20 protein-coding genes, 1 tRNA gene and 1 pseudogene are annotated in these 21,219 nt (G+C 45.0%); 10 read left to right on the forward strand and 12 right to left on the reverse strand.

Translation table 11 applies throughout. The annotated features are described in order from the left end of the window. Positions 1 to 102: 102 nt before the first annotated feature. Positions 103 to 648 (forward strand): cupin domain-containing protein, encoded by a 546-nt coding sequence (locus ABEV74_RS10790; protein ID WP_430145930.1) that lies wholly within the window; start codon positions 103 to 105, stop codon positions 646 to 648. An 87-nt stretch (positions 649 to 735) separates the two neighbouring features. On the opposite strand, the gene ABEV74_RS10795 is transcribed toward ABEV74_RS10790, so the two are convergent. Further along, positions 736 to 811 (reverse strand) — tRNA-Lys (locus ABEV74_RS10795). A 161-nt stretch (positions 812 to 972) separates the two neighbouring features. On the opposite strand from ABEV74_RS10795, the gene ABEV74_RS10800 reads away from it, so the two are divergent. The 3 genes from ABEV74_RS10800 (at position 973) to ABEV74_RS10810 (ending at position 2,077) form a co-directional block, all read left to right on the forward strand. After that, entirely contained in the window at positions 973 to 1,410 is a 438-nt protein-coding gene (locus ABEV74_RS10800) for a hypothetical protein (RefSeq protein WP_430145932.1), read from the forward strand. A gap of 99 nt (positions 1,411 to 1,509) precedes the next feature. Beyond that, the gene (locus ABEV74_RS10805) at positions 1,510 to 1,890 is read left to right on the forward strand and encodes a hypothetical protein (RefSeq protein ID WP_430145933.1); all 381 of its coding nucleotides are present in this window, start codon (positions 1,510 to 1,512) and stop codon (positions 1,888 to 1,890) included. After that, positions 1,877 to 2,077, forward strand: a complete 201-nt coding sequence (locus ABEV74_RS10810; RefSeq protein ID WP_019004694.1) for a DUF6199 family natural product biosynthesis protein — start codon at positions 1,877 to 1,879, stop codon at positions 2,075 to 2,077. The genes ABEV74_RS10805 and ABEV74_RS10810 overlap by 14 nt, the downstream gene beginning before the upstream one ends. A gap of 56 nt (positions 2,078 to 2,133) precedes the next feature. On the opposite strand, the pseudogene ABEV74_RS10815 reads toward ABEV74_RS10810, so the two are convergent. The 11 genes and pseudogenes from ABEV74_RS10815 to ABEV74_RS10865 all read right to left on the reverse strand — a co-directional run. Beyond that, positions 2,134 to 2,297, reverse strand: a pseudogene (locus tag ABEV74_RS10815) (helix-turn-helix transcriptional regulator); the annotation flags it as partial. A 543-nt stretch (positions 2,298 to 2,840) separates the two neighbouring features. Then, positions 2,841 to 3,350 (reverse strand): DUF4411 family protein, encoded by a 510-nt coding sequence (locus ABEV74_RS10820; protein WP_430145935.1) that lies wholly within the window; start codon positions 3,348 to 3,350, stop codon positions 2,841 to 2,843. Further along, the gene (locus ABEV74_RS10825; RefSeq protein WP_430145937.1) at positions 3,347 to 4,498 is read right to left on the reverse strand and encodes an ImmA/IrrE family metallo-endopeptidase; all 1,152 of its coding nucleotides are present in this window, start codon (positions 4,496 to 4,498) and stop codon (positions 3,347 to 3,349) included. Before ABEV74_RS10825 ends, ABEV74_RS10820 begins: the two co-directional genes overlap by 4 nt. A 133-nt stretch (positions 4,499 to 4,631) precedes the next feature. Further along, complete coding sequence (locus ABEV74_RS10830) at positions 4,632 to 7,682, reverse strand: type III restriction-modification system endonuclease (RefSeq protein WP_430145938.1); 3,051 nt, start codon at positions 7,680 to 7,682, stop codon at positions 4,632 to 4,634. 15 nt (positions 7,683 to 7,697) lie between these two features. After that, positions 7,698 to 9,536, reverse strand: a complete 1,839-nt coding sequence (locus ABEV74_RS10835) for a site-specific DNA-methyltransferase (RefSeq protein WP_430145940.1) — start codon at positions 9,534 to 9,536, stop codon at positions 7,698 to 7,700. Positions 9,537 to 9,550: 14 nt separating this feature from the next. After that, positions 9,551 to 10,207 carry a DUF4391 domain-containing protein gene (locus ABEV74_RS10840; protein WP_430145942.1) on the reverse strand — a complete coding sequence of 219 codons (657 nt, stop codon included), beginning with the start codon at positions 10,205 to 10,207 and terminating at the stop codon, positions 9,551 to 9,553. Then, positions 10,207 to 13,461 carry a helicase-related protein gene (locus ABEV74_RS10845; protein WP_430145944.1) on the reverse strand — a complete coding sequence of 1,085 codons (3,255 nt, stop codon included), beginning with the start codon at positions 13,459 to 13,461 and terminating at the stop codon, positions 10,207 to 10,209. The genes ABEV74_RS10840 and ABEV74_RS10845 overlap by 1 nt, the downstream gene beginning before the upstream one ends. A 507-nt stretch (positions 13,462 to 13,968) precedes the next feature. Further along, positions 13,969 to 15,474, reverse strand: a complete 1,506-nt coding sequence (locus ABEV74_RS10850) for an LCP family glycopolymer transferase (RefSeq protein WP_430145946.1) — start codon at positions 15,472 to 15,474, stop codon at positions 13,969 to 13,971. 41 nt (positions 15,475 to 15,515) lie between these two features. After that, complete coding sequence (locus tag ABEV74_RS10855; protein WP_430145948.1) at positions 15,516 to 16,214, reverse strand: ankyrin repeat domain-containing protein; 699 nt, start codon at positions 16,212 to 16,214, stop codon at positions 15,516 to 15,518. 21 nt (positions 16,215 to 16,235) lie between these two features. After that, positions 16,236 to 16,430: a hypothetical protein gene (locus ABEV74_RS10860; protein WP_430145949.1), complete on the reverse strand. Its 195-nt coding sequence runs from the start codon at positions 16,428 to 16,430 to the stop codon at positions 16,236 to 16,238. Between the two features lie 77 nt (positions 16,431 to 16,507). Then, on the reverse strand, positions 16,508 to 18,271 hold the full coding sequence (locus tag ABEV74_RS10865; protein ID WP_430145951.1) for an S-layer homology domain-containing protein: 1,764 nt from the start codon (positions 18,269 to 18,271) through the stop codon (positions 16,508 to 16,510). Between the two features lie 237 nt (positions 18,272 to 18,508). On the opposite strand from ABEV74_RS10865, the gene ABEV74_RS10870 reads away from it, so the two are divergent. The 6 genes from ABEV74_RS10870 (at position 18,509) to ABEV74_RS10895 (ending at position 21,076) form a co-directional block, all read left to right on the forward strand. Continuing rightward, on the forward strand, positions 18,509 to 18,871 hold the full coding sequence (locus ABEV74_RS10870) for a helix-turn-helix domain-containing protein (protein ID WP_430145953.1): 363 nt from the start codon (positions 18,509 to 18,511) through the stop codon (positions 18,869 to 18,871). A 381-nt stretch (positions 18,872 to 19,252) separates the two neighbouring features. Further along, on the forward strand, positions 19,253 to 19,543 hold the full coding sequence (locus ABEV74_RS10875; protein ID WP_430145955.1) for a hypothetical protein: 291 nt from the start codon (positions 19,253 to 19,255) through the stop codon (positions 19,541 to 19,543). A gap of 235 nt (positions 19,544 to 19,778) precedes the next feature. Continuing rightward, on the forward strand, positions 19,779 to 20,273 hold the full coding sequence (locus ABEV74_RS10880; protein ID WP_430145957.1) for an antirestriction protein ArdA: 495 nt from the start codon (positions 19,779 to 19,781) through the stop codon (positions 20,271 to 20,273). A 129-nt stretch (positions 20,274 to 20,402) separates the two neighbouring features. Then, positions 20,403 to 20,621 carry a hypothetical protein gene (locus tag ABEV74_RS10885; RefSeq protein WP_138790745.1) on the forward strand — a complete coding sequence of 73 codons (219 nt, stop codon included), beginning with the start codon at positions 20,403 to 20,405 and terminating at the stop codon, positions 20,619 to 20,621. 38 nt (positions 20,622 to 20,659) lie between these two features. After that, positions 20,660 to 20,836, forward strand: coding sequence for a hypothetical protein (locus ABEV74_RS10890; RefSeq protein WP_430145959.1), 177 nt, complete (start codon positions 20,660 to 20,662; stop codon positions 20,834 to 20,836). Between the two features lie 60 nt (positions 20,837 to 20,896). Further along, complete coding sequence (locus ABEV74_RS10895; protein WP_430145961.1) at positions 20,897 to 21,076, forward strand: hypothetical protein; 180 nt, start codon at positions 20,897 to 20,899, stop codon at positions 21,074 to 21,076. The last annotated feature ends 143 nt before the right edge of the window (positions 21,077 to 21,219 follow it).

Genomic DNA, 21,219 nt, shown 5'->3' on the forward strand with positions numbered 1-21,219 from the left:
TCATACTGCGAAAGTTGAGTAAATAATAACCAATTTTTCAAAAAGGATAACCGGAATTATATTAACGCTCTTTCCGTCAATCAGCTCAACACATTAGGAAATGTGTCCCTGCTGGACATTTTTCTTAGCACGGGAAACGTTGTCGAGCCCCATATTCATCAAAATGCATCTGAATTGGTATATTGTATTTCAGGCGCGGCGATTGTCTCCCTGATTAACCCGTTTACGAAAGAGCTTCGCAATTTCCCGATCCAGCCGGGCCAAGTAGCCAATGTGCCTCAAGGATGGTGGCATTATGAAATGGCCACAGCCGACAACACCCATTTATTGGCTATATTCGATGCACCGATTCCGGAATTCATACCTGCTTCCGACATGCTGCGATTAACGCCGGCCAATGTGTTTGCCCATACGTATTGCCTCAACGAAGCGAAAGTTAAGGACACGCTAGCGCCCATTACCAATACCGTTGTCATCGGACCGCCCAGTGATTGCGCGCCGGAGCAAGGCCACAACAAACGAGCGGCAGCTCCGGCGTATCCGAATCAAGCGCACTACTACCAGGGACAGGGACACGTGCAGCGTCAAACCTTTGCTCCCCCGCAGCAACAGCCGTACATCGGGAATGGATGGGGATACGGGTATTAACCATTTCAAATGAAGTTTTGGTTTCGGCAGAGCCACTGGAATATACGACAAAAAAACGGCCGTTCAGGCCGTTTTGCTGTACATGTATGGTGGGCTCTCAGGGACTCGAACCCTGGACCAGATGATTAAGAGTCAACTGCTCTACCAACTGAGCTAAGAGCCCAAATAATCGATAAATGCGAAAATCGCTTTATGAGACACTTTAGTATTATATATGCTAGGCTTCTTTGTGTCAAGCGTCCGGTGTACAACGTGTCAATCGTCTGTGAAAATGTACCTTAACTGTTCTGTGAAAATGTCACTATGGGATAGGAGAAGATTACATTGACAAAAGCAGAACTGAAAAAAGTGTTGGTTATCGAAAAGCTTGTTGCTCGACAAATCAAGGTCGCTGAAGCCGCGGAGTTACTGCAGCTTTCTACACGCCAGGTTTTGCGCCTTAAAAAAATTTATCTCGCGGAAGGAGCTGAAGGCCAAACTCTTTCCTATGGGGGAAAACTTTATACACTAGCCGAAAAGCCTTCACCGCCATTTGAGGCGAAAACAAGCGTGGAAGTACGGGAAACTATGCAGGGTAAGCTGGTCAATTTGCATAAAGGACAAGCATTAGAATTACGGGAAACCCAAAAACCATCCCGTCGTCAGGAAACCAAGCCAGAAACAAAAACAGCGAGCCCTGCGCCGCCACACAAGCCCACTGCTTCGCATCCATGGCGTAAACCATGGTCTCAAAAGCAAATCCAACGTAGCATAAATGCGTGACAATATGCAAGTATCTGGGCTATTCCTTTTTTCCCCTGGCCTTCTCCTACTAAGACCCTATCCGAAAACCATTATGAACAAGTAGGAAAACGGTGGAAAATGTCGAATTCCTTCAAGAAAGCACGTCGATCGCATAAACGGTTTTTGCTTTTACCATATGTAGTGGCCGCTTCATTTCTTATTGGCGCGTTCATCGTCGGATCACCGACAGCCACAAAAGCATTCAGCCCGTTTTTTCAGACCATTAAGCAAATTCAATCGGGTGTCGTGAGTTTTATTTTCGGGAACGATGCTGAACCGACCGGCAAGGCGAGGACAGCGACTCCTCCTGACTCTCCACTCGAAAACGAAGGAAAAAGCATCGATTCCGGCGTGCTTCAAGAGCAGCATTATGAAACGTGGGAAGAAGCGGGCGACCACTTGCTATTTCCCGCTCCTAAAGTTACTATCGTCAGGAGGCATTCTTATGGGGTTCATTAGCTTGCTTCTTATTATTTTAGGGTTGTTAATGGTAATACGGCCGTCGATTGTTTGGGCCATCATCGAAAGTTGGAAATCACATGATGCAACCGAACCGTCCGGACTCTATGTTGTGTCTGCTCGCATTGGAGGCGTTCTGTTCATACTTGCGGGCATTGGCGGGGTTCTAGGGTACTGGATACTGTAATCCATTATCGTGGTCTGAGGAACCGAGGGAAAAATGTGATAGAGCCTTTCATCGCGTCCGTTCTCCGAAACGATCGGCACGCCGCTGACACATAGCGCATCGATGTAACGATAAACAGACGAATATGAATCTCCAATTCTTGCGCCAACTGCTTGGCCGTCATTTTTTTGCGCGCCCGGAGCAGAACGAGTATAGCGAGCGTATGATCCGCTTTGGTCATCCGATTTTCCCCGGACTTTTCAAAATATTCGCAACCGCTTTTTCATTTTAACCCAAACGGGGAACCGGCCGATACGGCGAGAGAGGGTAAGGGAATCTGGAACACAGCCCCTCTCCCGATCAAGGCTTAAGTGCTTTAGTCCACATGATTGTTAAAAGGTGTACATGCAACACCGCATTATGTACAGCGGCAACATCAAACGAAACAAAAAAACGGCATCTCTGCCGTTTGCGTTGCATGTTGGTGGAGAATAGGGGGTTCGAACCCCTGACCTCATCGCTGCCAGTGTGGAGATGTACTGTCCTCGCGTATCTCAAAATGCCCGGAAGCCTACTCCTATAAGGGTTTTCGGGCATCACTCTGTTTTTATGTATCCCTAGGTTTCCGGCTGTTTTCGGGGGTTTTGTGACCATTGTTGTGACCACAGATACAGATCACCGTATCACTTGATATGGTAAACTGAACAGCAAAGGAGAGGCAAAGTTTCCGCCTCTCCTAAAATTATGTGTATGTGTTTATTTGTCATTGTCATTATCATTGCCCTTACTCTCCAAGGCTAGCATTTAGCTTACGGAGCATTTCAAATGTGTTCATATAATCAACCCCCATAGCTCTACAGGCATTAGGGATCAAAATTCTTCTCCTAGCATCCCTGCTATACTGTTCTTGAGTAACTACAACACAATTGTACGCTTTAGCAAAAGCAACTACCCAGCTGTCCGCAACATCTGCAAACTCTGTTTTGGCAAAGTCATGATATTGATCTTCTCCGATAGACCAGTCAATTAACTCACGATATGCTTCGAATACCTCTTCATTTTCAGTTGAGACAAACCAATGATCAAATTCGGAGAGTGCCCACTTATTTAAGGCGTCTTCTTGACCTGAATGCATTAGCTCGTCCTTAACTCTATCAATACTTACTATATGACCTCTATCAGCTAACTCCAACAGGACACGCCAAAAACAAGGTGCGATGTCAAAGGCATAGTACCTCCTATGTGCTTCAACTAGAACATTAGTATCTAATACAAATCTTAATGATTCTGTCATGAATACACCTCAATTCCAAGGTGTTTCGCATACTCCGAAAAGGTATTTCCTTTAAGGCCTGTCAGTCTATATGCTTCATTATATTGCAAACGCCCTTCCTTTGCACTTCTAAACACAGCTTCCGCAAAACGTCGGCCAATTCGGAAATGTTGGTTCGAGTAGAAGTTTCCCCTACCTTCTCCATCTTGAGCTTGTTTACGCTCAATTTCAACCCATGCATTATAAAAATCAAAAAACTCATCTCTAGTTATCAACATCAAGTCTAAAGCTCTTCGAGCTGTTACAATACTGCTCACCTTGAAATGTTTTGCCAAAAGGTTGAACCGATCGGGGTCATTATTGATACTCCCCCACACCGATCTCAACTCATCTTCTGGCACGAGGAATTCTGCTGCTGTTTGATTACAAGCTTGCTCAATCGCTTCATTAGAAGGTTGTAGGTTAGAAAGATCAAAGGCTGCACTTGCCCCAAACCAGATGTGAGCTAATTCGTGAGCAATGGTAAACATCTGTGCAGCCTTGCCATCAGCTCCGTTTATGAATATCAGCGGGGCATATTCGTCCACAAGAACAAAACCCCTGAATTCATTCACATCCAGCTTCCTATGTGTGTTGTTCCCTACTATTCCATTTCTAGCAACCAAGACACCAATATTCTCAATTTTAGTCATTAACATTCGGAGAGCTTCCTGCCAACTATTACAGTCTGCTGCCCAACCATTTCCAATTTCCAAAGTCTTTCTAATTTTTTGGGCCACGTCCTTGGGTTTATCCGTTAATTGGCAAGATCCAACATAGGATAGCGGCTCTTGACCCATATCCAACAAATATTCACGCATCCATGCTTGCCGTCGTTGCATCATTTGGACAGTTTCCAGCAAGTCAGGGCTTGGTTTAGAAGCATAAGTATCATCAATTGTTCTGTAGTGCGGAATAGGCAACTGTATTTGCGGTGGTTTAGATAAAAAGAAAAAACCGAGTGGAGTGGAAGTGGCTTTAGCAAGCTGCTCCAGTTGTCTTAATGTTGGTTGTGTTTCATTTTTCATCCAACTAATCAACTTCGGGAACTTCTTTTCAATCGTCTCAGCTACATCTGCACGTTGTAAAGCCCACCGAATCACTTCTGGGTTCACTGCAACTCTTGCCACTTCCGCCACCTCCTTTTTAAGTTCATTTTATGATATTTCATTGGTATTTGGAATCACGAATTTTATAAGCTGTAGCTATTCAACCAGTATCACCGATTAACAAATTCCAGCAATATTATGCCCAAAGTTTAATTCAAGCCTTCACAATCTCCAACAACTTCTCATAACTGTTCACCACATCATACTTCAATTGACCTGTATTCAACTTAGCAAAGTGTTTCCGGGCACATTCGATCTTCGCCTTCTCCACTTCACGCAGTTCCATCGAGTCCATAGACCCCTTTGTTTCTGCGATGAAGTAGATATGCTTCACATCGCCTTCTTTGAACACAATCGCCCAGTCCGGGTTGTAGTCGCCTACCGGAGTAGGGATGTAAAATCCGCGTGGCAGCTTCGCATAAACCTGCACTTCTTTGCTCGTATCCAGCTCTTTAGCAAATGCCCGCTCAATCTTGGAATCCGTTACGACATAATCATAAATATGCTTTTCAACGGAGATAGCGTTTTGACCCAGTTGTCCCTTCAAGTTGTTCTTCGTAAACACATCCGTATGGAACGTATCATTGATCACATCGTAAGTAATGGATTCAATAATCGTGGTCGCCTTCTGTTCGTTAATAAGCTTGGACGCCCGAATAATAAATTCCTCTGGATTCTTCCGGAATAGCAGGAAGGTAGACGGTTTAACGCCTTTCAAGATAGCCACAATCGTCTTCCGTGTCAGTCGCGTTTCATCCATCATCTTACCGATCAAGTCGTACTTGATCTTTGACGTAGCAGGCCCGTGCACGTACTCCGTTTGCGTCTCCCGCGTTACAAATGCCTCGCCTTGTTTGAGTTGCTCCCGAGACTCAATCTCCTTCATCTCACCGTGTTTAATTGCGTAGCGGATGTCGGGCACCTGCAAATTCATGTCTAACGCCAGGATACACTTCCGTACCAACTCATCGGAATCAAATCGAACTGTATAGACAGATTTTTTGTTGATTCGGTTCCACAACTCCTTGAACTCTTGCTTATAGAAGTTGTTGTTAACCTTCACCGAAACGATATTGCGATTCCGATCATTCTCCGCCATATCTGCCTTGCCTTCTACGTAGATGGATTTAACCAGTTCGATGAGCGATTCTTGAAATTCACGCAGTTCATCGGGCAGCTTGACCGTTTGATCGTTAACGGCGGCAAAGTAGTCGTCCGTCAAACGAAATTCATCATCGACATAGCCATTTTTTATAAAGGCAAATTGCAGCTTGTTTGCCAGCTTCTCATCGATACTTAATTGTTCGCCGCGGGCATTGGTAAGCACTTTATTCAGGAAGAAATCCACGTTAGCCTTACGTGGCCGATCCGACAATGTAGCGGCAATCTCGCTTTGTAGCTGCTTGGCAAACTCTTCGTAGGACTCGCTTGCAACAACGGTAAGTGAATTAATTTCGTGAACATCAATACCGGGGATGCTGGAGTCGATCCGTTCACCGTATTTATTCACGCACAGTCGCAGTCCACGCCCAACTTCCTGCCGTTTCTTGATCGTGGAGTCGCTATGTTTGAGCGTACATATCTGGAATACGTTCGGGTTGTCCCAGCCTTCCTTTAACGCCGAGTGCGAGAAAATAAACCGTGTCGGTTCCTCGAAGCTGAGAAGCCGTTCTTTATCCCGCATGATCAAGTCGTAGGCATCAACATCATCAGAATCCGTCTCTCTTGCGGACACTTTGGAATCAACAAACCTGTTGCTTTTCTTGTCAATGGAGAAGTAGCCTTTATGCGTACTCTTTACCTGAATCGAATTCAAATATTGAATGTATGGGTCATCCGCAAACAACGATAGCTGTTCATTTAGAAGCTCCATATATTCTTCTTCAAAAATGTCAGCGTACTCTCCATTCTTCTCGTTGCCGTCTTTATCATATTGCCGGTACTTGGCGACTTCATCAATAAAGAAGAGTGAGAGCACTTTGATTCCTTTATGGAACAGCACCCGCTCCTTTTCGAAGTGAGATTTCAGCGTTTCCCGAATCTGGATTCGCCGGAAATGAAGCTCATTGACATCACCTTGTACATCACCGGCGTACAGCGTAACTCCATTGATGAAGCTGATACTGTTATTCTGTCCGTTGATTTCAGACACTTTGTAGCCTTTGTACTGCTCCAGATAATCGGACAACTGATAGAGGTCATTGCCCGTCACGATTTTCTTGGAGACTTTGGTTAATCCTGTCTTGGTTCGTTTTTCATATTCAAGACGGGCTACAGGAGCGTGCTTATCGCTAACATCTACGCCTTCAAGATATAAATAGCTGTTGGTTCCACTGGTTCCTTTTACAGAGATGCCTTTGACGCTGATCTTCTTGACCAGCTTCATGTTATACGCATCCAGAGCATCGAGGCGATAAACCTTGTTATAGTCCTCCCGGTGTGTTGCCGAATACCGCAGCGTAAACAACGGTTTGAAATCTTTAAGTGCTTCCTTCGTCTTCTGACCTTCCACCGATTGAGGCTCGTCGATTATCAATATTGGATTTGTACTGGCGATAACATCAATCGGACGCCGAGAGTTAAAGTCATCCAGCTCCATGGAAATTCTTCGTGCATCTTTACCCCTCGCATTGAACGCTTGTGAGTTGATGATCATGACATTGATCCCAGCGTCGCTGGCAAACTTCTCGATTTGATGCAATTGCTTTGAATTATATACAAAATACCTAGCCTTTGACCCGTATTCAGACATGAAATGATCTTCGGTGATCTGAAACGTCTTCAGCACACCCTCCCGAATGGCGATCGACGGGACAACGATGATGAATTTGCTCCAGCCGTATTTTTTATACAGTTCGTACATCGTCCGAATATAGGTGTAGGTTTTTCCCGTACCGGTTTCCATCTCAACTGTAAGGTTGTATTTGCCTTCAAGCCGTTCGGACAATTTCAAGCCATTTTGCCGTTGTATGGCCTGAATATTACTCAACACTTCCTGATCAATAAGTTTAATAGGATTGTTCTTGAAGCCATAATCAGACTCACCGCTTGTGGTTTGAAACAAATCTCCCATTTCCACGCTTTTCTGCCTACGTCCTTTATCAAGCGTAAACCGAGAGGATTCGTTCGGCTGCCCTTGGAACACGTCTACAATACTCTTGACCGCATCCAATTGAAATTGTTGATGTTTGAATTTGATTTTCATCGCTGCTCACCTTCCTTACAGCACTTGAATATCGGTGCTCGGAGAGAGCAGTTTGAACAGTTCTTCCACATTGATGCGGGCCGAATCATCCCGGAACGAGCTATCGCGGAAAACAACCCTAAGCGGCTGATCCGCTGCGATTTTCTTGATAACCGATTCCGGTACGTCTTCGTCGAAGCAAGCGATTAAAGAGTTTTCGGCAACGTAATAGACAGTTTTGCCTTCGATTTCCTTGGACTCCATCGGCAATGAAAGCTCCAATCCACATTCCAGCATCACTTGGATGAGCAAATCCTCACCGGTACGGTCTTCCTTAATGTTGGATGTCAGATCATCCAAATTCATCTGACCCAACTTGTCAGGTGTGTAGTAAACGTCCTTCATGTTACTGGAGTCTACTCGGAACACACGAAAACCGTAATCGATGTCTGCCCCTGTTTCTTCTTTGATCTTTTTCGCGGCACGGCGAATGCGTTCTTTGCCGATTTCACAGATGTTTTTGTAACCGGCACTATACGCTTCAGAAGTTTCATCTATTTCTTCTGGAAGTTGAACTAAAATATATTTTCGAGTTCCGCCGTCATTAGCATTAAGCTCCATTACTCCGTGGGCAGTCGTTGCAGATCCCGAAAAGAAATCGCAAATAATTCCATCACGAAAATCTGCTAGTGTCATCAAATAGCTTAATAATTCTTTTGGCTTACTGTAATCAAAAGATCGGCTCATATTTAATTGTTGAAGTGCAATTGCTCCATTTGCCGTAGTTCCTACCTCAGTAGGAATAAAAGTATCATAGGCTATCTGGCTTTCACTTTCAGGGAATAACCGATATATTTCATATCTGTTGTTATCTCTCTTTACAAGCTGTAGCAGACCTTGATTTAATAGTTCCAACGCTTTTTCTTTACCTACTCTCCATCTACCCTCAGAACCATCTTCCTTTATTGGATAAACAGTAATGCCATCAATAATTATGGGATAATACATGGAAGGCCTATCTTCTCTTCTATCAGCCTGACCCCACTGACGCAAATTCTCTTTCCTGCCATCACTTTTCTTAATGATTTTTTTGAAATTCACAAGTTCAACGTTCTTAGCATAACTTAAAACATATTCGTGAACTGTAGAAACCGTACTCGTAGTTCCTACTTTTCCTAACTTAGATTTCCAAACAAAACAACATATAAAATTTTTAGAACCAAAAATTTCATTACATACTTTTTTTAAGTTATCAACTTCACTATCATCAATACTGATAAAAATAACACCATCATCTTTAAGTAAGTTTCTCGCCAATTTTAATCTAGAGTATATCATTGTTAACCAGTCACTATGAAACCTTCCATTTGATTCAGTATTTTGGAATAGCCGATTTCGTTCTTCGTCAACTTGACCAGACTCTTCAAGGTATTCTTCTACTGGCTCTCTAAAATCATCCTTATAAATAAAGTCCTTTCCAGTATTATAGGGAGGATCAATATATATCATTTTAATTTTATTTATATAGGATTCCTGTAACAACTTTAATACTTCTAGGTTATCGCCTTCAATGTACATGTTTTGGGTAGTATCCCAATCCACGCTATCTTCCTTGATCGGTCTTAATGTTTTATCAATGGAACTATTAGCATTGAGAACGGCCTCTTTTTTCCCTGGCCACGTCAATTGATATCGCTCTTTTTCACCCTCGACAAGAACATCGGAAAGTTCCTGCTTCAACAAATCAAAATCGACCGCTCGCTTGATTTTTCCATGTTCATCTCTAGCTTCGGTAATCACGTTGGGGAACAACTCTGCAATCTTGTCCATATTGACTTGAGTCATATTGACCGACTTCATCGTCAATTTTTTCATAAGTACGCCTCCGATTACTCATCGAGTAGTTGATTCAATTCTTTCCTCTTTCGTTGTAGCTCCATGTTCAATTCAACCTTCTTGTTGAATTGTTTTTCAGCCCGAATCTTGGACTCTAGCCGGTGGCATTCTTGCGTCAGCTTGTCAATTTGGGCTTGACGCTCCAAAACGGCTGAAAGCTCGATTTCCGGCTTCACCTTGATGGGAAGCAGTTGACGGATGATGTTCTCGTAAACAGCCTTCAGATCGAGTCCTTGAAGGATATTCAGTTCGATACTCTCCACCGGCTGCCAGTCCGTCTCATGGTAGGAACGAACGACAGACCGATTGTCGTCGGTCTGATTTCGTTCTTTATAAGCCATGGCGAGCTTGGCCTGTCCCTCATACATCAAAACATATAAAATGGGATAAGGGATTGCCTTGTCTATACTCCGTAGCAAGTCAAGGGAGTAGGTTTGCTCCTTCAAATGGATTTCAAAAATCTGAATTTCTTCAATATCCTCTTTCGGTTCAAGACGAATCGTGTCCTTGGATAGCTTGTGCTTCCAGAGGATTGATTCGACTTGTTCAGTAAATAGTTCCTTAAGATGATGATTGGCTTGCAGCTTCTCATAAAATTTGTTCTTCGGAATTTTGCGGTTTACAAGCGTGCTTGAAGGCAATTGAAACATCACGCATTCACCTGCCTGATAACGACAAAAGTGATGAGTTCAAAGTCCTCCAGCCCTTTAATCGAGTCTATAAGTGCTGTCGTGCCTCCCGAACTGAACAAGCTATCCAGATCGTTTTCTTCTTTCACCTGTACAATCGAGCGGATGGTTTCTTGGAGCAGCATGGAATACATGTCCATCTTTTTGCCGTCTTTTGTCGCTTGATTGAAGCTGCGGCAAGCATCCATCATTGGTTCAGATTGCCCTCTGCATAGAGCTCGCAAAATATCCAGCGTCTTTTTGACATCCATATGATTGGTGATCACTTCACCATCTTCACTCATGTAGACGAGATAGAAGGGATGTAGCCGGTTCTGCTTGTCAGGATTCAGTTCCTCATTGACGTTGCGAAGAACAAAGATGACGCCGGGCTTTGCTCCCTTCACTTCGTCAGCAGCCACAACCGCATGCAGTCCGCTCGGAACGGTATCAAGTTCTCCGTTTTCCTTGACATAGTTCACCAGGTCCATGCGGAAATCGTTCAGGCCCAAATCGGTGATGGAGACGCCTGTGTTCATATCATCCAGATCGACGACTTCCTTCTGCAAACGATGAAGCTGCTGCTTCCGATATTCCAGATCGCTCGATTGATTGAACAGGACGTTATCATCGCCAGTCGCCGTCATATCCATGATGACCATGCGATTCTCAACCCGCTCTTTCAACTGAATGTATTCATCCAGCGTCATGTTGGGCCAGAAGTTCACCAATTGAATCTCCTTGTTCTGCGACCCAATCCGATCTATACGACCAAATCGTTGAATAATCCGCACTGGATTCCAATGAATGTCATAGTTGATGAGATAGTCGCAATCTTGCAAGTTTTGCCCCTCGGAAATACAGTCGGAAGCGATAAGCAGGTCAATCTCGCCTTTTACATCCGGCATGGTGAGTTTCTTCTCCTTGGATCGAGGCGAGAAGCAAGTCAGCAATGTGCTGATATCATTCCGCAAACCGGCGGTGTTTTTGTTCTCGTCGCTGCCGACGATTTTGGCCGTATCGATATTGTACTTGGCCTTCATATACTCCGACAAATGCGTGTACAAGTACGCCGCGGTATCCGTGAACGCACTGAAAATGATGACTTTGCGGTTGCCGGGATTGATCGGATGATTGATTTTGTGATCAATCACCTGCTTCAATGTGTTTAGCTTCGCATCGTGTTCAGGCGTTACTTTCTGCATTTCGGTCAGCAAGGCGGAAAGAATGTTGCGGTCATTCGTCAAATCTTCTTTCCAACGAAGAACATCCATATCGGACAAATTGATCTTGATCGTATCCCCGATGCTGAAATCATCGTCCAGCCAATCGTCATCGTCAAGATTGGCATCCTCAATATCGGTATAACCTACAGCATCGGACTTCCCGCTTCGCTCGAACGCTTCGATTTGCTGAAGCGTCTGATCGAGTTTGGATACAATCTTGGAAAGCGTTAATCGGAACGACTCCACTGAGCTTTCCAGGCGTTTCAGCAGATTGATCCGCATCAAGAGCTGCAAGCTTCCTTCACGATCCATCTGCCTGAAGTTCCCGCTCCCGCCCCTTACGCTGGTGTCGTACAACTCTTCATAGAAACGCAATCGGCTCGGCTGAATGTATTTGAATGGTGCATAGATGCCGAGATTGATTCTGGACAACTCTATAAAAATTTCATTATACCCGATCACATCGGTCCTGTCGGTCAAATCGCAAAACTTGGAGAGAGGCGGCAGCCGCCTTGGGAACTCGCCGATCTCCTCCGCTTTGTAATACTTCTGGATATGCTTGCGTGATCGGGCGATCGTCAAGCTGTCCAGCAGCTCAAAAAAGTCGAAGTCGAGCATACCAAGAAGCGTCTCCGTTGTCCGCTCAGCAACATCCATCTTAGACCACTGGTTAAACGCGGACTGGGCTCGTTTGAAGATGTCGTTAATCCCCCGCTCCGTGCCCAACTTGCTGTTGATTTCCTCTGGATTTCCTTCATAAGCCAAGGCAAGCTGGTTGCGAAGATCCATGAACTTGTTGTTCACCGGAGTAGCGGAGAGCATGAGCACTTTCGTTTTCACGCCGCTTTTCAACACTTTCCGCATCAGCTTCTGATACCGCGTCTCTTTATCTTTCTTGGCTTCGTTGTTACGGAAGTTATGTGACTCATCAATGACGAGCAAATCATAATTACCCCAGTTCAATCGGTCAAGCGGGATATCGTTTGATTTGCCTCTTTCCCGCGATATGTCCGTATGGTAGAGTACATCATAGCGGAATCGGTCAGCATACAAAATATTGTTGGTTACATTCTGTTTATACGTAAGCCAGTTGTCGCCGAGTTTTTTGGGACATAGCAACAACACGGACTTGTTGCGAAGTTCATAGTATTTAATGATGCCAAGAGCCGTGAATGTTTTTCCCAGACCGACGCTGTCTGCCAGGATGCATCCATTGTATTTTTCCAGTTTATTAATCGCACCAAGAACCGCATCTTTCTGGAAGTGATAGAGACGTTTCCAGATTTCCGTCTCTTTGAATCCAGTTGCTTCGTTGGGCAATATGTCTTCTGTGATGTCCGATAGGAACTCGTTGAAAATATTGTACAAAATGACATAGTAAATGAACTCCGGAGAGTTCTCTTTATACACCGATGAAATATGCTCCACAACTTGGTTCGTGACATCTTCAAGCTTGCTTTTGTCATTCCATACCTGATCGAACAGATCGAAATACATTTTGGTAAACGTAGCTTCTGTGAACTTGTTCACCATCTTGGAGAGAGCATTGCCCTTTTCATAACCAAGATCAACGGTCGTAAAGCCATCGATCGGCATATAGGTGATCGGCTCGTTTGCAGTCTGCACATTCAGCATACCTTGCATCGAACCGGAAGTACGGTTCGATTTGAACGTGACTTTTTTACGAATCCAGTCACTGCACTCTTTTGCAATCGCTTTGAGTGTCAATTCGTTTTTGAGCCGGATTTCAAATTCGGTGCCGTACAAGCTTTTTTCCCGGTTCCGTTTCGGGATATAAAATTCCCGCTTCTCCTTTTTTATGCTATCCGCAATAAAGGTGGGAGAGGTGAAGATGAACCGGACTTCTTCCACCTGATTCAGTTCTTTCATTAAGGCTTCATATGCATAAATGGAGAAGCATGATGCAGCAATCGATACTTTGCTGCCTTTGCGAACTTCAAGTTTCAAATTTTCGCCGAGAAGATTGTCGATATTATTGATGATTTCCATAGTTCACCTCTTGTTCCGCCCGAAACCACGCAACTTTTCCTATTCGACATCCCCCGCTGAAATTCCTTGTTTGAAGTAGTTCTGATTTCCTATTTGAGGAAATATATTGTTCGATGATGACTTTTGTAACGTGAATTGGGTGTTGAACTTGAAAAAATTGATGTTTCGGCCTCAGCACCGCCTTACCCAGGCAAGAATCCCAATGAAACAAGCCAAAAGTCCACAAAATCATCCGATGAAGGGTTACTGTCGGCTGATCAATATTCTATATATCGTCAATATTGATAAATTGTAACGTACCAATGCAAATAAAAAGCCGAATTCGTTTTGAATCGGCCCACAAAGTCATATCTCAGAATTGATAGTAAGCTCAATTCGAGAAATTTATCTCCCCGTATCCCGCCTTTCGGCCATCGCTATTTGTGAAAAAAAGTGAGGTTCGCAACCCCCGCCGCGATACCGATTCTATTGTCTGGTAGAGACTAATGCCGACAGCTATTCGCAGCTTCAGTTGCGTTGAGTACGGGAACCATCGTTCAGAACGCCTTTTACGTATGACTTTATCTGCTCAGGTTCAACGTAAAGTACGGCTTTTCCGTTCACTGATTTTTCTTGTATGAGTTCCATTGGCGGCAATTGGATGCTGTCAATGCTTTCCGTATCGATTTCAAAGCCAAGTTTGCCCAGCTTTATCATATCATCGACGCTGATATTCGTTTCGATGTATGGCTCGATAGCATATATTAGTTTCGGAAGCTCCATAGCCGTCGTAGTAGTCAGCAACTTTTGGGCGATTGCCTTCAAAAACTTTCGTTGCCGTTCCGTGCGGGCGAAATCGCTCATTGCATCATGCCGGAATCGAACGTACTGTAATGCCTGTATTCCGTCCAAGTGCTGAAAGCCCTTTTTCAAATGGATTTCGTACATTGAGTCTTCATTGGAATCGACATAGTTCATATTTTTCTCTACTTCTAGGTCAATGCCGCCAATTGAGTCAATCAATCTGATAAAGCTCTGCATATCCATGTACAAATAATATTGGATTGGAATACCCGTCAATTCTTCTGCTGATTTCATTGCCAAACTGGAACTACCCATTGTAATTGCCCTGCTGATACGATCCTCACCATAACCCGGAATATTTACATATGTATCACGGAGAATGGAGAGCAATTTCATTTTTTTCGTTGCAGGGTCGATAGAAACGATCATCAAGCTGTCCGCAGAATGAATCTCGTCTTTCTTCCGGGAATCGCCGCCCAATAACAGAATATTAATCCTGTCCGTGCTCTCCCACTTTGCAGGAGCGGTTGTCTGAGCCGCTGGTGCTTGGCTTTCATTTGTTACCGCCGTCTTGGTCGTTACCGTTGCCTTCTCAAGAGCGTCATTAAACGTCAGATAGTATTTGAAAAAGAAGAACAGACCTGCAAGCAATGCCAGTAAATAAGGTATCGTTAATACGGCAATAGGCAATACCATATTCGTTCCGCCTGCCGCTGCGATCTCTGCTTCCCGTGACTCACGCTTATTCTGGTCTTGGACAATGGCGGTTATTTTCCTTTTTGCTTGATGCAGATACAACTTGTTTGCAAAAATGCCCAGCACCGGTTTAGGGATGCAACAGATAACCAGCACCAATGGGAGAAGGCCGGGGCTCTCGATCGGGTTCCATTCACTGAACACCGAGGCAACAATCACGTTGCTCCAAACAAACCAAATGATGAGATAGAAGACACAGTAAAGGTACATCTTTCGGTACATCAGCCAGTAAGCATCAAACAGAAAGGCAGGCCAGTTCCAACGGCTATTGCGTCTCCATTTCTGTAAGTATACATCGGCGTTTTTGCCAATGAACCAAGAAAGCTCTTCTTCGGAAACACCACTCGTTTGGGTCTCAGTGATGTTCTGCGGTCGATGATAACTGGTACTATTACCGGCATCTATCCGTTGCCCGCATTGCCCGCAAAAATTTTGATTGTCCTGTAGTGTATGTCCGCAATTTGTGCAGTTCATGTCTAACTCCTTTGCCGTAATCTTCGAGGTAACTTTTCTCGTTAATGAAGCCGAATCTTGGCACCGTTAACGGTTGTATAGTCCTCTGGATGTGTTTGTTCCCGCGGCGGAGATGTTACGGTTGCTCCGGCTTCTTCAAGCATGAGCAATGCCTCTTGGTTATACGTCATTTTAGCCAGCATGACTCCTTGGTTTGGGTCTGCACCGCTCTCCAGCATCAATCTGACAATGTCGAGTTTATCATACATGATCGCGAACTGAAGACCGCCGTTGATATCGGCCCCGTGCCGAATCAATAACTCCACTGCTTTTATTTGTCCCCTCTCGATTGCATCTTTCAGTGCATATGGATCATCGGCAACATTTATGCCAGCTTCAATCAATAATTGAATGACCGGCACCGGGTCATCGACGTAATTTATGGCGATAGATAGATTGCCAACGAGTATCTTCTCCCCGCTTCCGTAGTTCGCTTGCTCATTCGGACTGGCACCATGGGCCAGAAGTTTTCTTATCATGTTTATGTCGCCGTTTCTAACAGCAAGATTCAATGGTGTGTACGCAGAATCGGTATGTGCATTCGGATCGGCCCCGAGTTTCAACATCCAGTCCACCATGTTCATGTCTCGTTCGTTTAATGCGGATAACAATAACCGTTCCTTTGGCATAAGCTTCACAATCATTACGACAGCAATGGAACACACAAACAAGGAAAACATGATCTTTATAAACAGCCTCACTGGTTGACTTCCTTTCGATACTTAGTAGTATCCGGCTCGTATCTTGTCTTCGATGTTAGTCGCAATCACAAGCAAAATTACGCCAACAACCAAAATGATGAATCCGATTCCGATTCGTGTTCTCTTCTTCTTTCTAATCGAAGCAATGATATGTACAATGCCGGAAACTTCCGAAACAGCACCGATGATTTTTAATAGTAATGCCAAGGTTGCCATTGAATGTACCTTCTTTCGTATGATTGAAGTGAAGTCATAATGTAAATAAAGGGAGCACGGCGGCTCCCACAGGAAACTTACAAATTGATGCGGCGAATCGCTTTATTGTCGTCATCATAAACAATGACGTTACCGTTGTTGTCAAAACTCAATTGACTGATTTTCTTGATCGGATTGCCGTCGTTGTAAGTCAGGTCATTGCCGTTGATGAAGGTGGTCAATCTGCCATCAAGACTGACTTCATAGATCGTTGCACCGCTGGATGCGTAAAACTTGCCATTGTAAGCCGCTACTGCATCAAAGGAAATACTGTCTTGCGTAACAATTGTATCTAGTTTTCTCGGGAACAACTGGATTTTTGAAAGAGTACCTTCGTTACAATCGAATACATAAACTTGATTATCGAGGGCGATAGCATCTACTAAGGGCGAGAATTTATCTAAACCGCCTGTATAGCTCCATCGACTGCCTGTATAGCGAATCCACGTATTGTCTCTTGTTGATGCAATTTCGTCCGCTTGAGCCCCCAATTGTCCGCTATAAATAACAGCGTCATAATGGTCGTTATAGTTCCGATTGGAGCCGCTGAAAATTACTCCTTGATTACTAAAGCTGATGAAGTCGAAGGTGCCTGTTGCAACCCTTTTTGGTATGCCATAAACCGATACTTGAACGTTAGGTGTAAGTTGATAAAGAAGCGAAGCGTAATTTGGACTTGATGCATATTTAATCCCCAAGTAAACACTGTCATTTGCCACATTGTAGGCGAGCTTCATTGGGGTCATATAGTTAAACAGATAGTTCGTAACAGTCTTTCCGTCGGAAGAATCTCCCCAGTTAAAGGTGCTGTCTATGGCCTTAAAAGTCTCTACGGTGCCGTTAGAATTGTTGAATTTACGCACTTTTTTCTTATCTTTGTCCAAGAAGTAAATATTGTTGTTCTTATCAACAACCATGCTATTAACAGCATTGATTTTAGCTATGCTTACAGGCCCGTCCGTATCCCCTTGGCCAATCCCGCCAACCAAGGTATCCACGCTAAATTTTGTCGCTTGAGATGGTTGTTGCGGCTGGCTTGGTGTTGTCGGATTTGTTGCCGGTGGCGTAGGCGTTGCTGGGGTCGTTTGGTTTCCGCCACCTACGCCTTTGTTATCATTACCGTATTGATAAGCTCTCCAGAGCAATGTAGCGGCCTCAGCTCGGGTAATCGAAGCCTGCGGACGGAATGTTTCGTCCTGATAGCCGGATACCAGCCCATTTTCGACAGCGACAGCGACGTAATCCTTTGCGGCTTCCGAGATACCTGCGTAGTCTTGGAACATGGCCTCAATGATACTCTGGTTCGCAAGGCGGGAAACGTCATATCCTTTGAGCTTCACAAGTGCAACCGTGATATCTTCGCGTAATGCAGGTGCAGTCGGGTTAAAGATGTAGCTACCGTCGGCGGTGCGATAGCCCGTCATGTAATCTTTAACAGCCTCAATATACGGAGAATACCAGTCCGTCGTTTTGACATCCGAAAATGAAGAATAGTTTACTTTCTTCGCCTGTAGACCCGATGCTTTGACAATGATTGTTGCGAATTCGGCTCGGGATACCTGATTTTCCGGCCTGAACTTGCCGTCCGGGTAGCCTTCGAGGACTTTGCGGGACGCCATTTCGCTTATGTATTTATTTGCCCAATGCGTATTGGGCACGTCTGCAAAAGTGACGGTCGGAGTATTGGACGGTGTGTTCTGCAATTCCTCACCGTACACAGGCAGTGCCGCCGATGCCGTTCCGAACAAACTGAACACTAATATTACTGCGACGAGTAAAGATGTAATTTTCTTCACTGACATAGGCTCTTCTCCTTCTGTTGATAGTTTTTGAAATAGGTGGCTTATGATGAAATCAGATTCATCTCTTTTTCTGTTGGTGACGCCCTCCCTCTCTCTGATGAAAAATGTAGAATCTTGGCAATAGCCAGACAAGCCTATTATACAACGAATTAAACGTATAAGTGTAGTTAAAAAGTTCTCCTATCATAGGATAAAAGTCTTGCTCTCACTCTACTAATCTGATGTAGAGGTGATGGCATGGCAGAGTTTATCCATATAGTTGGCAATCAAATTCGCAAGATTCGGAAGCTCAAAGGCATGACGCAAGAGCGGCTGGCAGAGCGATCCGGTCTGAGCTTCAGCTATATTAGTGACGTTGAACGAGGTACCCGTAATATATCGCTGGAATCGTTGGGCAAAATCATCAGTGCATTGGGTGTGAAACCCGCTCAACTGTTTGAGGATATTGAAGAATTGCCGATGCATTATGGCAGTGACAATATTCGCACTAAGATTGAGGGCTTAAACGCTATGCTAAGCCAACGTCATGCAGATGAAGTGGACTTCGTGATCAAAGTGGCCCGCGAATTCCTGAACACTATTGATCGAAGGAAGCGTTGACGGCTATTTAATGGAGGAAAGATCGGCCCTATTTAGGCAAAAATCATATACATTTTCCGGAGGCACCACCCTGCTTTTATAACAAGGGGGTGGCCAGCCGTTTAATGCCCCACCCGGTTACATATGGACTGCTTTCTGCTGTTATACAGCGGACGGCAGTCCTTTTTGTTTTTGCAGGCAGGCATAACAGCGAGGACATGGAAGGTGAGAGGCTTCCACGATAACAAGGAGGGATGTGTTTGTTCGGTTGGTAATGATTGTCGGCGTGGCTGTCGGGGGATGGAAATTGCATCCTCAGGTAACGGCGGTTGCGTGCAAGTGTCAATGGAATGTTTGGTCTGAAAATGAACTGGAGGCGAATGGACATGCAGATTCAGATTTATGTGGCTGGAGAAGGAGAAACGGGTTGGCCGCTGGCTGTCATTACCGATGCATCCGGATGATCTGAGGAAGGCTATGCAGGAAATTGCGGATGGCAATGAAGCGTTGGAGATTCGGGATTTTGAGGCCCCCTTTATTATCGAGAGGGACGACGACGTATTCACTGTCAATGAGGCCGCCGCTGTCATGGCTCAATACGATTATCGGCTTGTGTATGCCCTTTGCGGATGTACGGATAATGCAGATCAGGTCATTCGCATTCTGAATGGCGGACAGTTCCGTGTGTATTAAGTAGACAGCCTCTATGACGTAGCGGACGCCATGGTGCGGTCAGGGTACTATGGCCGCGTTCCTGTCACCCTTAAGCGGTTTCTCGACTATGACAAGTTGGTTCGGGAGTTAGCCGATGCAGGTTGGCACTTTCAGCCCGAGGTTCGTGTTGCTGTCCAGCCGTTCTATGCAATGGACGCCAATTAATAACCGGGAATTCGGCTGAATCGGGAAAATAATCAACGGAGGAAGTACAATGCAGATCAACGTGTATATTGCCAATCTGGCGAAGTACAACGAAGGGAAACTGGTTGGCCGTTGGGTCACGTTGCCAATGGAACGGCATGAACTGAAGCAATGCATCCGGGATGTGCTTGGCAAAGACGAAGAATACGCGATTCATGATTATGAATCTCCCTTTGCCATTGGCGAATACGAGGATGTGTTTGCCATAAATGATGACATGGAGATATTGAACCGTTACGACGACAGGCTGGTCGCGGCACTGTGTGAATTTCTAGGCAATCGTGACGAGGTGATTCAGGCCTTGCAGGCCGGGGAGTTCATCGTTTACTACGACATCGATGATTTGACCGACGTTGCGGAGCAGATGGTGGAAGAAGGATTGTTCGGCCATGTGCCGCCGTCGGTGATCCCATATTCGGACTACGGCAAGATCGCCCGGGATTTACAGCATGACGGATGGTATTTGAGCGGTCAGTTGCGGATTGCCGTGCGGTTGCAGTCCTAACAGCCTGACATTTAACTCAATATCGTTGATTTGCCTGCTTGCATCAAAGCGGGTTATTTGTCGTGGGCATGTGACAGTGAAAATCACCGGTTGTGAGAGTGCCGGAACATGGAAGGGAGGTGAACGCAAATGGTCGTACGCAGGGGTTTGCCGGAGGAATTGCAGACGTTATTGAAGCAACTGGTCGCCAACGGCAGTGTGCGAATCGCGGGCACATTGCTGTACGCATGGTTCAGACGCTGTTGGGAGTTGGACGATGAGACAGCGGCCTATTACATGCGGCGATACTTTGAAAAGTATTTCAGCCGTCAACTCCAGTCTCACCGGAAACATGCAGGTGCAAAATGACCGTCGGTTCCAGACTAAGGCAAGGAGGTGAAACGAAGATGGATTATCAGGCGTTCAAACGCAACTGCCAGAAGGAATATCTCGGCTACTGTGAACTGAAGGGCTTTGTATACAGCGTGCAGATCGACAGTAACAAATACGCTGTCGTTGCCCTGAAGAATGGGCAAGTTGAAATCTTGATCACGTACCGCGTGAAGTACGAAGCATCCGTCTGATGTTGCTTTGATGGGCAACGATGGACGGATTTTTTATTACTTGCGAAGGAGGTGATACGCATGGATCGTCTGCAAACACTTCAGAAGCAAAAACAATTCTGGATGTCGGTGAAACGCACGCTGGACAAAGATGCCCCGATGCATACCGAGGAAGGATTTCAATACGCCCGCGTGCTGACGAAACTGGTGCTTATTGAACTAGAGATCGCACAAATTGAAAAAGAAAAAGCCGCCCGGTAAACGGAGCGACTAAAGAAAATAAGCTTACTTAAAGAATACTCGGTTTTATCACATCACGCAATGGGAGAGGCCGCCGCGGCTTCTCCTTTTGCATTTTATGGAGGTTAAACACATGAACATTAATCATGAAATCGGAATGTGGA

This window comes from Paenibacillus cisolokensis (assembly GCF_050481165.1).
Taxonomy (GTDB): domain Bacteria; phylum Bacillota; class Bacilli; order Paenibacillales; family Paenibacillaceae; genus Paenibacillus_AH; species Paenibacillus_AH cisolokensis.